9 protein-coding genes are annotated in these 13,032 nt (G+C 61.3%); 4 read left to right on the forward strand and 5 right to left on the reverse strand.

Features of this window, described 5'->3' with window-relative positions:
- Positions 1 to 18: 18 nt before the first annotated feature.
- The gene (locus K8U03_04290; GenBank protein ID MCE9604104.1) at positions 19 to 939 is read left to right on the forward strand and encodes a hypothetical protein; all 921 of its coding nucleotides are present in this window, start codon (positions 19 to 21) and stop codon (positions 937 to 939) included.
- Here K8U03_04290 and K8U03_04295 read toward each other — a convergent pair.
- Positions 936 to 3,437: a response regulator gene (locus tag K8U03_04295; protein ID MCE9604105.1), complete on the reverse strand. Its 2,502-nt coding sequence runs from the start codon at positions 3,435 to 3,437 to the stop codon at positions 936 to 938. The genes K8U03_04290 and K8U03_04295 overlap by 4 nt on opposite strands.
- A gap of 153 nt (positions 3,438 to 3,590) precedes the next feature.
- On the reverse strand, positions 3,591 to 4,127 hold the full coding sequence (locus K8U03_04300) for a DUF456 domain-containing protein (GenBank protein ID MCE9604106.1): 537 nt from the start codon (positions 4,125 to 4,127) through the stop codon (positions 3,591 to 3,593).
- A gap of 156 nt (positions 4,128 to 4,283) precedes the next feature.
- Here K8U03_04300 and K8U03_04305 point away from each other — a divergent pair, with 156 nt between their 5' ends.
- The gene (locus K8U03_04305) at positions 4,284 to 6,812 is read left to right on the forward strand and encodes a tetratricopeptide repeat protein (GenBank protein ID MCE9604107.1); all 2,529 of its coding nucleotides are present in this window, start codon (positions 4,284 to 4,286) and stop codon (positions 6,810 to 6,812) included.
- Positions 6,813 to 6,905: 93 nt separating this feature from the next.
- On the opposite strand, the gene K8U03_04310 is transcribed toward K8U03_04305, so the two are convergent.
- The gene (locus tag K8U03_04310; GenBank protein ID MCE9604108.1) at positions 6,906 to 7,625 is read right to left on the reverse strand and encodes a DUF1080 domain-containing protein; all 720 of its coding nucleotides are present in this window, start codon (positions 7,623 to 7,625) and stop codon (positions 6,906 to 6,908) included.
- Positions 7,626 to 7,831: 206 nt separating this feature from the next.
- Between K8U03_04310 and K8U03_04315 the strand changes: the two genes are divergently transcribed.
- On the forward strand, positions 7,832 to 8,833 hold the full coding sequence (locus tag K8U03_04315) for a DUF1080 domain-containing protein (protein ID MCE9604109.1): 1,002 nt from the start codon (positions 7,832 to 7,834) through the stop codon (positions 8,831 to 8,833).
- Between the two features lie 21 nt (positions 8,834 to 8,854).
- Positions 8,855 to 10,429 carry a glycosyltransferase family 39 protein gene (locus K8U03_04320; GenBank protein ID MCE9604110.1) on the forward strand — a complete coding sequence of 525 codons (1,575 nt, stop codon included), beginning with the start codon at positions 8,855 to 8,857 and terminating at the stop codon, positions 10,427 to 10,429.
- A gap of 16 nt (positions 10,430 to 10,445) precedes the next feature.
- Here the strand turns inward: K8U03_04320 and K8U03_04325 are convergent, their stop codons facing one another.
- Positions 10,446 to 11,582 carry a methyltransferase gene (locus K8U03_04325; GenBank protein ID MCE9604111.1) on the reverse strand — a complete coding sequence of 379 codons (1,137 nt, stop codon included), beginning with the start codon at positions 11,580 to 11,582 and terminating at the stop codon, positions 10,446 to 10,448.
- A gap of 79 nt (positions 11,583 to 11,661) precedes the next feature.
- Positions 11,662 to 13,008: a DUF1552 domain-containing protein gene (locus K8U03_04330; protein ID MCE9604112.1), complete on the reverse strand. Its 1,347-nt coding sequence runs from the start codon at positions 13,006 to 13,008 to the stop codon at positions 11,662 to 11,664.
- Positions 13,009 to 13,032: the final 24 nt, after the last annotated feature.

The following is a 13,032-nucleotide window of genomic DNA, read 5'->3' on the forward strand; positions in this document are numbered from 1 at the left end:
CAGTCCGGCTGAATCATTATGGGCAAGGAAGCCAAATCCGTCGGGCCGGGCGTGCCCGTGCTCGGGCCGCTGTTCGGGATCTTGTTCGGCCGCCGCGTCGGGCCGTTGCTGGCGATCATGATCGTCTTCGGCGGCGGCGGCTATTGGGCTTGGTCGCGGCTGCGCGAGTCGGTCGTCGTCGAAGAGCATTATCGCGTGTCGTTAGAGTCGATCGCGGTCTCCCCACAGCCGGAGTGGATCCGAGCCGACGTGAAAAACGAAGCGCTGCGCGACGCCAGCCTGGAGTTTCCGCTCTCGCTTCTCGACGAGCAATTATCGGAGCGCATCGCCAAGGCGTTCGCGTTTCATCCCTGGGTCGCCGAAGTGAAGCAAGTTCGTAAGACGGTACCGGCCGGCATCTTCGCCGAGCTCGTCTATCGCAAGCCGGTCTGCATGGTCGAGCTTCCTGACCGCCTGGGCCTTTACGCAATCGATGCCGGCGCTTATCTGTTGCCGACCAAAGACTTTCTCGATGCCCCGCGCAAGGCCGGCACTTATCCGCGACTCGCCGGCATCACGAACATGAACATGGGGCGCGTCGGCGTCCGCTGGCCGGATCCCGTCGTGCAAGGGGGAGCCCTCATCGCCGCGGCAACGGAGAACGCCTGGACGAAGCTGAGCCTCGCCCGAATCGTTCCCGCGGCGGAAAACTCGGCCGCCGCGACGCCGCAATTCGAACTACTCACGCGCGCAGGGACGCGCGTCGTTTGGGGTTCCGCGCCCGGCGCCGAAACCGGGGAGGAAATGCCGGCGACTCGCAAAGTGGAGAGCATGCTCCGTTATAGAGCAGATCATGGCTCGTTGGAAGGAACGGCCGGCCCGCAACGGCTCGATCTGCGAGGTAAGTCGATCATCGCGACCGCTTCGATCAGAAACCCGACCGACGTGAAGCGACGTTAAGTGCGTGCCGCCGGTAAGACGTGCGGAAAGATCTCTTCCAAGACTTTGACGCTCACCGGCTTGACCATGTGGTCGTCGAAACCGGCATCGAGCGAACGGCGGCGATCTTCCGACTGACCGTAACCGGTGAGAGCTACGAGGTAGATCGGCGCGAGTCGCGGTCGCTCGCGCAGCCGCTTCGCGACCTCATAGCCGCTCAGGCCCGGCAAGCCGATATCGAGCAACACGAGTTGCGGCAGGAACTCTTCGGCCTTTTCGACGGCCGAGATGCCGTCGTAAGCCACGACGACTTCGTGCTTCCAAAACTTACGCAGCATCGTAGCGAGCGTCATCGCCGAGCCGACGTTGTCTTCGACAACCAACACCTTGAGCGGTAGCACCGGCCCCGGCTTCCATTCTTCGCGGCGTTCGACGGTCGTGGCGACTTCGTTCGCCAACCGCACGATGAACTCGCTCCCCAGATCGGGCCCTTCGCTATGCGCTTCGACCGTGCCGCCGTGCATCTCGACGATGCTGCGCACGACGGTCAAGCCGATGCCGAGCCCCCCTTGGGCCCGCTCGACCGACCGATCGGATTGCGTAAAGAGATCGAACACTTTCGGCAACAATACCTTTTCGATTCCCATCCCCTCATCACGAACGTGAATCGCCACTCCTCCCTGCTCGCGCGTGACGAACAGCCGGACGTGCGCCCCTTCGGGAGAATACTTCGAGGCGTTGTGCAGCAGATTGGAAACGACTTGGCAGAGCCGAACCGAATCGGCCTTGAGATGAATCGGCTCCGGCGTGAAGGTTAGTTCCACCTTCTGCCGTTTGTGATCGAACAGCGGTAACGTCGTTTCGACGGCGCGGCGCAGCACGTCCTCGAGCGAAACCGATTCCAAGCGGAGCTCGATCTTGCCGCGCATGATGCGCGAGACGTCGAGCAGGTCGTCGACGAGGCGGACGATATGATCGACCTGCCGCGACATGATCGCATGCAGCTCGGCCCGCATTTCTTCTTGGCCTTCCAGATCGCTGAGGAGCGCCAGCGCATTGCGAATCGGAGCGAGCGGGTTTCGCAATTCATGCGCAAGCATCGCGAGAAACTCATCTTTTCGGCGGTCGGCCTCGCGCAACTCTTGATGCAGCCGGGCGTTTTCCAAGGCGATCGAAGCACGGCGTGCCAAATCTTTCGCGACGTCGAGGTCTTGCGAGTGATAAGTGCGTCGCAGATCGGAAAGCCCGAAGACGATTCGGCCGATCACGCGCGACTCGATCGACAACGTCACCCCGATCAGCGAGCGAGGCGCAAGAGACGCGAGCGCCGAGTTCGTCGGGTTCGTAGATGGATCGGCACCGAGCATGCGAGCCATCGCCTCGGGCTCCGCGGTGAGTTGCGAACCGCTGGATGCTTCCTCGCCGGCGCCGCGGATGCCGACAGTGGGGCGCAAGTCGGCCAGGATCGATTCTCGCGATGCATCGCCGTGAACACGGATGGCGTGCTCCCGGCTGCCGTCCGCTCCGAGCAGATCGACGAGGCACCAATCTGCGAATTGCGGCACGGCCAGATGGGCGATTTTTTGAATCGTGCTGGTGAAGTCGACGAGCGTGGCGAAGGCTTCGCTGGCGGTGGAAAGAAAATGGGTGCGGCGTTCGGCGCGCCGACGTTCGGTGATGTCGTGGAAGACGAGCACAACGCCGCGAACCACTCCGTCTTCGGAGCGAATCGGAGCGGCGCTGTCGTCGATCGAGATACGTCGACCGTGGCGCGTGAGCAACTCCGTGTGGTTCGCGAGACCGACCGTCACGTTGTCGCGCAGCACTTTGGCGACTGGATTCTCGACCGCTTTCTCGGTTCCTTCTTGAACGATGCGGAACACCTCTTCCAACGGCTTTCCTTCGGCGTCGGCCGCGTTCCATTCCGTGAGCGTTTCGGCGCAAGGATTTAAGAACGTGATCCGGCCTTCGGCATCGGTCGCCATGACGGCATCGCCGATGCTCGCGAGCGTGACCCGAAACCACTCCCGCTGCTCGCGCAGCGACTTTTCGGCATTCTTACGTTCGGCGATCTCCAGTCGCAGGGCTTCGTTCGCGGCGAAAAGCTCGTGAGTTCGATCCGTTACTTCACGTTCGAGGGCCTCGGGCGTCTTCATCCGCAATACGCGGGGGACATTCGGAATGAGCGCCGCTACGGTCGCCCAAGAAACGACCGCGGTCACGAACTTGATGGTCCCTGCCAGTCGATAAGCCGGCCACCAGAAGATGATCGCATCCATGAGATGCGTCGTTCCGCAGGCCAAAATGAAAGCGCCGAACAAGAGGAAGACCTTCTTAAACGGCAAGTCTTTCTTCCGGGCGGCGAAATAAACCAGGATGCCGGGAATCGTATAGTAGGCGCTCCAGATTGCGAGGTCGGAGCAGATATGCAACCAACCGTGCGCATCGGTCCAGTTACCGCAATGCCACCGCGCCGGAAAGTCCGACGTCTCGAACAGGTGCGTGAAAAAAGAAATCATAGAGCAGTACGTGTTTTTTTGATGGAGCGAAGGAAAGGAAGCTCGACGTCGGCTTATGTGCCGCGGACGAACGGCCTAACGCTCGCGTGGTGAATCTACGGCCGTGTGATTATTCGATGGAATCGAATCTTTAACTACTCTCGCGCAACGAAATTAGCGGAAGAAAACGCCGGCGACGGCAACTGCTATCATGACGGAAGCCGTCGAGATCTTGGCCAGCGAACCCAACAGCCGGCCCCAAAAAGCCGCTTGTCCGACGCGCAGGCTATGGTCGAATCCTTGACCTTTCCAGAATTCCCCGAGCATCGCCCCGACCAGCGATCCCGCGCATGCCCCGACGACCGTGCCGACGATCGGAACCGGTATCGCCGCGGTGCCGACGATCGCTCCGACGAACGAGCCCACGATCGCCAGCAGCGCTCCGCGCCGGCTCCCTCCTAAGCGTTTCACGCCCATCGCCGCCGAAGCGGTCTCGGCGACTTCCCCCAGCACCGCCGCGACGGCAAGCACCGCGACGAGTTGCCAACTGAGTGTCCAGCGCGAATCCTCGGGCATGATCGCGGCGTAGACGGTCGACGCCCCGAGGATCAGCCAATTTCCCGGAAGGTTAAGAACCGTAAGTACCCAGCCGCAGCCGAGAGCGCAAAGAAAGAGACCGACTTCCAAGAACGTCGTCAAAGCCTGCATCATGAGCATCCGGTGTTTCGAAGCAAGGGAACTCTATTGCCATGATACCGCAACGAGGGTGTTCCGTCCCGACAGACTGGTCTCCCCCTCATACGCTCAGCGGCTAAAATAGATGGAAAGCATGTTCTTACCCGCGCTGGGTCGCATGGAGATTTCGTTTTGGCGAAGCTGAAGAAGGTCAAGCGTACTGAAGCGCCGTTGCTGCCGATTGTCGATGCCGGCAGCGTTCCGACTTCGTCGCAACGTTTGTTTGCCGATCTGCGTATCGCCGCGGCGTGTCTGCTGTTGGCCGCGGCCACTTACGCCACCTATCGCGAAAGTTTGTCCGGCCGGCTGTTCTTCGATGACCACGTGACGGTCGAGACGAATACGCATGTCCACGCGCTCGTGAACCCGCTCACGCGCTGGAAATGGGCCACCTGGGTCAAGGCCGCTACTTCCGCGGCCGATACGCCGCTGACGGGCCGACCCGTCGTCTCGCTGTCGTTCTCGTTGAATCATTGGTGGGCTGCCGCCATCTATCCTTCCTCGATGCCGGGCTTCGAAGGACATTTGCCGGTTCATACGCCGTTTTTTCACTATGTGAATCTCGCGATCCACATCCTCGTCACCTGGGCCTTGTTCGCCATGGTGCGACGGACGTTGCAAGCGCCGAACTTCGGCGGACGCCATCTACGCTCGGCCGGCGTTTGGGCATTTTGCATTGCCCTGATTTGGGCCGTGCATCCGTTGAATACCGAGGCTGTCGTCTACTTAACGCAACGGACGGAACAAGTCGTCTCGCTATTCCTCTTGCTGACGCTCTATTGCGCCGCCCGAGCGCTCGATGCGCGCAGCGTCGGCCGGCGACGCACCTGGGAGGTCGCCGCGGTCGTGGCGTGCGTGCTCGGCATGGGAAGCAAGGAGAACATGATCGCGGCTCCGCTGCTGCTCCTGGCCTACGATCGTGCGTTTCGCTTTCCCGATTGGCGCACGACGCTCCGCTCGCGCCCGTGGTTCTATCTCGCGATCGCCGCTACGTGGGGAGTGCTCGCGTACATCATGTGGCATAATCCTCGCGGCAGTACCGTCGGTTTCCAGCACGAACACCTCCCCTGGTACGAATATCTCATTACCCAGTGTTGGTGTTTGTGGCGTTATTTCTGGCTCACGCTCTTTCCGCTCGGAAGCCAACTCTGCGTCGACTACGGACGCCGCCCGGTTCTCGAATTCCAACATACCGCACCCGGCGCTTTGCTCGTCTTCACGTTGCTCGGCGTCACCGCTTGGGGCTGGCTGCGGCGTCCTTGGATCGGATTCCTCGGGACTTGGTTCTTCCTCATTCTCGCTCCCACTTCGAGCTTCTACCCGATCGTCACCGAAGTCGGAGCGGAACGGCGCATGTATCTCCCTTCGGCCGCGATCTTGATCGGCTTGGTAGCCGCGATCGTCGGCCTCGGTGGGTTCGTGCGAGCGCTCGGGCCAAAACCGCGCTCGACGTCGAGCTTCGATCGCGTCACGGCGATCGGACTGCTGACGACGGCCTGCGCGGCCGCGCTGCTCGGATACACGAGCCACAACCGCAACAAAGTTTATCAAAACGACCTGACGCTCTACGGCCACATCGTCGATGTGTTTCCCTGGAACGATCGCGGCCACAGCAACTACGGCAAGGTCTGCGTAGACCACCGGCTGACCGATCGGGCATTAGACAACTTCAACCGAGCCGTCGCGATCGATCCCGAATATATCGATGCCTTCACCAATCGCGCGGTCGTATTTATCGGTGAAGGGCGTCGACGCAGCCTCGACTTGTCGATCGCCGATTCGTCGGAAGCGTTGAATCTGCAATATTGGAATACCAATGCGATGAACAACCGCGCCTCGGCGTACATGCTCTCGAAGATATTCGATCGAGCCCTCGCCGATTTCAAAACGATGATCGCTTACGGCCCGACCTCATTCGAGGCACGCTTCGGCCAAGCGAACGTCTATCTGCAAATGGGAGAAACCGATCCTAAATACTATCTCGATGCGCTGAACTCGATCGAGGAAGCCCTGCGTATCAATCCTCGCTCCTACCGCTGCTATAGCACTCGCGCAGCGATCCTCGTTCGCTTGGAACGTCCGGAAGAAGCGGTCCTCGCGTTCAACAGCGCGCTGGAAATGATCGCTCTCGAAGCTCGGCAACTCCCTCCGGAAAGCGCCGATGCGCGCAGTTGGAAGGCCGTCGATGCGGCGTTGCTCCGCATTACCGCCGACCGCCGCACCGTCGATGAGTCGCTGCGCGAAGCGACGCTTCCGTTTCCCCATCGGGTCACGATGGCGGCGATTTTCAACAATCGTGCCGATGCGAATCGTCGCGCAGCGAAACTGCGTAACAATCCGAAATTGCGCGAGCGGGCTTTAGACGATCTCTCGCGCGCCATCTTTCTCGACGATGCGAATCCCAACCACTATCTCATGCGAGGAGAGATTTATCTCGAAAAGGATCGCTACGGCGAAGCGATGTTGGATTTCGACCAAGCAGTGACCCTCGCGCCGAATTGGATCGACGCCTTGCGTGGTCGGATTCAAACGGCGACGAAGATGCAGAACTTCGAGCTCGCGGCACAAGATGCCGAGCGGCTTCGCAAACTCCGCGTCCCTCTCGATGAGGCCACGAACAAGCTCGTCGACGACGCCATCAGCCGCGCCGGGCGACGCTGAACTGCCGGTGCTGAATCGGCAACGAACGACGGCGAGGCAAACCGATGCTTGCCTCGCCGTGTAGGTGAACGTCTCGACGACTACGCGGCCGCTCTACTTGCCGGCCGGTGCCTTCGCTTCGATCGGGCGAATCTTGATATTGCGATAGGCCACGAGGTTGCCGTGGTCTTGCAGGCAAATCAATCCCGACGTCGGCTTGCCGAAGTTGGCATAGGCTTTGAATTTGCTCTTCGCCAACCGCGAGTTCCAATCGTCGCTCCCGATGACGTAGTCGAAATACTTGACGCCGTTCATCGTGTGTTCGCACTTCTCCGGCGTAATCAGAATTCGTAGTTCGTTCCATTCGCCGGCGGGCTTCGTCGCATCTTTGTCCGACGAATAAAACTCATAAAGCCAGCCGCACTTCTGCGGATCGTGGCCTGCCTTGTTGTCTTGAATTTGAATTTCAGGACCCGTCTGCCAAGGGGAGCCTTCCGTCTCGGTCACATGGAACATGACGCCGCTGTTGCCTCCCGGCGAAATGTTGAACTCTAGCTTCAACTCGAACGCACCGTATTCGCCCGTGGTCACGATGTCGCCGGCTCCCTTATCGCTTCGGGTCATTGCCCCGTCGACGATCTTCCAGCCCTCTCCGACCCCTTGCTTCTTGTAATTGCGCCAGCCCGCGGTCGACTTACCGTCGAACAACAATTTCCAACCTTGGGTCGCTTCTTCGGCGGTGAGCTCGTTCAGCTTCTCTTCGGCCGCAACCGGTGCGGCTAGGGCGAACATCAACGCAAATAATCCGACACTAGCAAAGGGCGAACGAAACATGAAGCGACTCCGATAAGGGAAAAAGGCGCACGACCGGCCAAGGCATTTTCTCGGGCTATTTTGGCCCATGCGTCGCTCGGCCGCAACGGGCCGCCAGAGAGCGATCGAAAGTAGCTTGCCCCTAGGAATTCCGGAGCGTACTCTGGCACAGCCGGCCGATCCGTTCGTTCGCTCGGCCGATCTTCCTACCGCTCAGCTTCCCTACCATGCGCTCTACTCGAATCTACGCTCTAGAAATTTACGCTGCGACCATCTCGACGCTGATCTTCGGCGGCCTCTCGGCGTCCACCGTCGCGGCGGCCGATAAGCTGCCGACGTTCACGACCATCGCCGAGGCAGGCGACGATTACTTCTTCCAAGGCGAGTTCAGCGGCAACGTCGCTTCCTACGGCCGGTGCGGGCTACAGGTCATCGCCGAAGGTAAGAACCAGTTTCGCGGCATCTTGCTTCCCGGAGGACTTCCCGGCGAAGGTTGGAATCACGCGCAGCGCATCGAGTTTCTCGGCGCGCGCGAAGGCTCGAAGATGCAACTCTCCGCTGCCGGCACGGTCATCGATGTCCAAGTCGGCACGGCCGTGATTCGCGATCCGTCGGGCCGGCAACTGGGAGTTTTGCGCCGGGCCTCGCGCGTCAGTCCGACGATGGGCCTTGCGGCACCGCAAAACGCAGTCGTGCTCTTCAACGGCACGTCGACGTCGGAGTTCGATCCGCGTGCGAAGATCGCGCCGAACGGCTCGTTGATGCACGGCACGGAAACGAAGCGGACGGTGAAGGACTTCCATCTGCATTTGGAATTCCGTCTCCCCTTCATGCCGACGGCCCGCGGTCAAGCGCGGGGGAATAGCGGCGTCTACATTCAAAAACGCTACGAGGTTCAGATTCTCGATTCGTTCGGGCTCGAAGGCATTCACAACGAGTGTGCAGGCCTTTATAAAACAAAAGCGCCGGACACGAACCTCTGCCTGCCGCCGCTGGCGTGGCAAACCTACGATATCGATTTCCGGGCCGCACGCTTCGACACAGCCGGAAAGAAGGTCGCCGATGCTCGGATCACGGTCGTACATAACGGCTATCCGGTGCATAGCGACGTCGCGATTCCGAACAAGACCGGCGGCGGATCGCAAGAAGGCCCGCAAGCGTTGCCGATTTTGTTGCAAGACCACGGCAACCCGATCGAGTATCGCAACATTTGGATCGTGAATCGGTAGTCTGCAGATCGGAAGCGGCGCATGGCAGGAGCCTCGAACCCCGTCCGTTATTGTCGACGATTCGCTTACGTCTCGGTGTCGATCTTGCTGCTGGTTTCTCTCGTCCGTCTCGGCGGCGAGTTGCAACGTCGGGCTGCATTTCCCTGGGATCTGCTCACCTGCTTCGAATCGCCGCACCTCGCGGCTCTCATCAAGCTCCGGCAAGGGGTCCCGCTCTATGGCCCGGCGAGCGATGCCGATTCCGAGCCGTATCCACCTCTGACGGCTTGGCTCACTTACGCAACGCTAAAGCCCATCGGCTACGAGCTCGATATTCGCGGTGCGCGCGGCGTCGCGATCGGCATCACGCTGCTGACGACCGTCCTCGCCACTGCCATCATAGGGCGCATCTTGAAAACGCCGGCGATCTCTTCGGCGACTCGTCGCTGGATGCTGCCGGCGATCGGAGCCGCTTCGTTCCTGATGCTGCACCGGTGCCTGACCTCGGACCAACCGCATCCCGACAACCTGCATATTTTGCACGCCATCGTGCTGCTGCCGCTCTGTTTGAAGTCGGCGGCCGGCGATCGGATCGGGCCGTGGATCGCTGCGGCGCTCTGGGCATCGCTCGGGATCCTCACGAAACAAACGGCGGCATTCGCGCCTTTGGCCGTCGTCGCCATGCTGCTCACAAGCAACTTGCTTGATCGACGCCGGCGCCGGCTGCTTCTCGCGCTCACCCTCGTTGTCGGCGCGATCGTCGTCGGCTGGTTGTTCTCCGATCCAGCGCGCGACTTCCATTTGCGCACGGCCCTCGGGGCGCACTCGCTCGATTTCAGCCGTCTCGGGCTTTTCTTCACCGATTCGACGCCGATTCGCTTCTTTCCTCGCGTGCTCTTGCTGCTCATCGCCATGCTCGGCGTCCGCAAGTTTTTTCGCGAGCCGACTACGCGATCGTTCGCGTTCGCCTGGGGCGCGATCGGGTTCTTCGAGGTGCTACCGGCGATCGCCGGCTTCATCAAGCTCGGCGGCAACTTCAACAACCTAGGGATCATCGACTTCTGGCTGTTCCTGATCGCGGCCCCCTATCTGCTCCGTTTCGCGACAGCGGATAGCGAACCGAACGAGCTCCCCTTCGCCGAACGCCGGCGGCGCCTCGTCTCGATCGGAGCGACGATCGTGTGTTGCTGGTTCGTCGGCGCGTTGTGGCCGAACAAGCTCGTGCCGAACGAGCACGCTTATCGTCTCTGTCGCGACGTCGAACAGCGAGTGCGCGACGACGTCGCGGCCGGCCGGCGCATCTGGCTTACGGCCGGCCTCGCGTTTCGCTTACGCGCGGGAGACGACTCCCCACCGCGCGACCTCGGCATCGCGCTCTGGACGTTGGAAAACGGCCCGAGCGCGGCCTTAGAGTCGGGCATTCGACGCCGGCTCGCCGACGGCTACTACGATCGCGTCTACGATTTCTTCCCGTGGGATCTGAAGACCCGCACGGACCTCGACGCACGCTACGAAAAAGTTGCGACGATACGCGGGGCCGGCTATTCGACGTTCGACGAATACCGCGGCATCCAACCGTTCGTGAACCGCTGCACGATCTACGATCGCAAACGATAGCGCTGCGACGATTTCGCTACGGCTTCACGGCGTAGAAGACCGTATAAGTCTTCACGAGTTCCGACTTCACGCGTGAAAACCGTTCGGGCAAGTTTTCCTCGAACCACTCCGGCAGCTTCGTCACCATCAGCAGCCGGCCGCCGGGCTGGAGCGCGTCGAATGCCGAGCTCACGAATAACTCCGCGATCCGAAAGTCGGCGTAGTACGGTGGATTGCCGAGCGCGAGATCGAACGTGCCCGGCTGGTGAACCTTGCCCGCCGGTTCGAGTCGCGCTTCGAACCGCTCGACGACATGATTCCGCTTGGCGTTCGCGCGCGTGCAGGCGACGGCCCGTGCGTTGGAGTCGATCGCTTCGACGGTGATGCCGTCGGCTCGACAAGCGGCCGCGAGCCCGACCGTCCCCCAACCGCAACCGATATCCAGCACGCGATCGCCGGCGGCAACGGTCATCGCTTCCATCAAACGCCGCGCGCCGGGATCGACGCGGCGATGTGAGAACACGCCCGGCCGAGTCGCGGCCGATAGCAAACGTTCGCCGTCGCGGAACGCGAACTCCGCCTGAAAGTCTCGCGCGCGCTTCAAGGGTCCGGTTCGCTGGACGACGTAAATCGCACCGTCGTCGGCGTCGAAGCGCCTTACTTTGCCGCCGAGCGCCTGCGCCATTTCGTGCAACCAGACGTCGCGCGGATTGTCCGTGGATGCGAGCAGCAAACCGCCCGAGCGGAGCGCTCGATACGCTTGCTGCAACTGCTCGCGCGTCAACTCCGCATCCCCTCGCGACGACAGAGGGAGTGCGACAACGTCCCAAGCGTTCGGCGATTCGCTTCCCGTCTCGATATCGCCCTCCACGACGAGGTCGGCGGAGCAGCGCAACGACAAGTTCGCCGGTCGAGCTTTCGTCCCGTTTCCGTCGAGGGCTCGTTCCGCAAGACCGAGCAGATAGGCATCGAGATAATAACACTCGACCGCGGCCGATGGATAGCGTTCGGCGACGAACTGCGCCAACTGCGCGCGTCCGTTCGAGGTGACGAGCACCCGCTCGACGCTTCGCTCGCCGACTGCCTCCGGCCAGCGATCGATCAGCAGCCGCTCGCTGGTCTTCGGCGGAAGCGAAACGGGCGGCAGTTCATCGGACGGAGAGGTGTTCTTCATCCGATCCAGACTAATCGAAATCGCCGTCGACGACGAGCCGCCACGCGTGAGACGAAGAATCCCTTACCCGTCTAATCTCTTAGCCATCTAAGCCTTGCAAGACCCCGGTCGAGTCGCCGAGGAACGGCACGTCGACATCGACCCGATCGAGCATCGCCATCCACAGATTGTTGAGCGGCGTTTCGTCGGGATAACGAATGTGTCGGCCGGTCTTTACCGTTCCGCCGCCGCCACCCGCGAGCAAGATCGGCAAGTCGTTGTGGTTGTGCCGATTGCCGTCGGAGTTGCCGCTGCCGTAAGCGAGCAAGCAATTGTCCAACAGCGTGCCGTTTCCTTCGCGCACGCTCTTGAGCTTCCCGAGCAAGTACGCGAACTGCGACGTATTGAATCGGTCGATCTTGCGAATCTTTTCCTTCTTCGTTTCGTCGTTGCCGTGATGCGAGAGTTCGTGATGCCCTTCCGAGACCCCGATGAATTTGTACGGAACGCTGCTCCCCTCGTTGGCGATGACGAAGGTGCAAATGCGCGTCACATCGGTTTGGAACGCCAGCACCATCAGGTCGCACATCAAGCGGATCTTTTCTTCGCGCTCGTTCGTCGTGCCGAGGATCGTGGGATACTCGGGTGCCGTGATCGGCGGGAGCTTCGCGGCCCGTTCGATGCGCAACTCGACGTCGCGCACGGACGATAAATACTCGTCGAGCTTGCGCAGGTCGTGACCGCCGAGCGTCTTCTCTAAGTCTTTCGCATCTTCCATCACGGCATCAAGCACGCTCCGGCGCCGACGGCGCGATTGCTCTTGCTCGGCGCCGGTATCGGCCTTGAACATCCGCTCGAAGACGAGCTTCGGGTTCACTTCCTTAGGCACCGGCGTCGTCGCCGAGCGCCACGACATCGTCGAGGAATAGACGCAGCTGTAGCCCGAGTCACAATTGCCGGCCATGCCCCCTTGCTCGATGCCGATCTCAAGCGACGGGAGTCGGGTTCGATCGCCGATTCGGCTCGCCGCGAGTTGATCGACCGAAACCCCGGTCCGAATATCGGTGCCGTCGGTCTTACGCGGTTGCGCGCCGGTGAGGAAGGCCCCCAGCGCGCGGGCATGGTCTCCGCCGCCGTCGCCGTGCGGCCGAGCCTTATCGGCGGTGAGGCCGGTCAAGACGTTGAAATCACGGCGATGCTCCTTCAACGGCTCGAGGCAAGCGGTGAGTTCGTAGTCGCGGCCTTCGGTCTTGGGAGTCCAGTTCTCGATGTTCACGCCGTTCGGAACGTAGAGAAACGCCATGCGCTGCGGCGCCGCCGGGGCGGCACCTTTGACGACCGGCGCCGCACCCCAAGCCGCGAACGGGCCCATCGCTTCGAGCCACGGCAAAGCAACGGCCGTGCCGAGCCCTCGAAGTAGCGTGCGGCGAGAAAGTGGGTTAGCCATCGTGGTCGCTCCGTGAAATCTGAT

This window comes from Planctomycetia bacterium (assembly GCA_021413845.1).
In the GTDB taxonomy this organism is placed as follows: domain Bacteria; phylum Planctomycetota; class Planctomycetia; order Pirellulales; family PNKZ01; genus PNKZ01.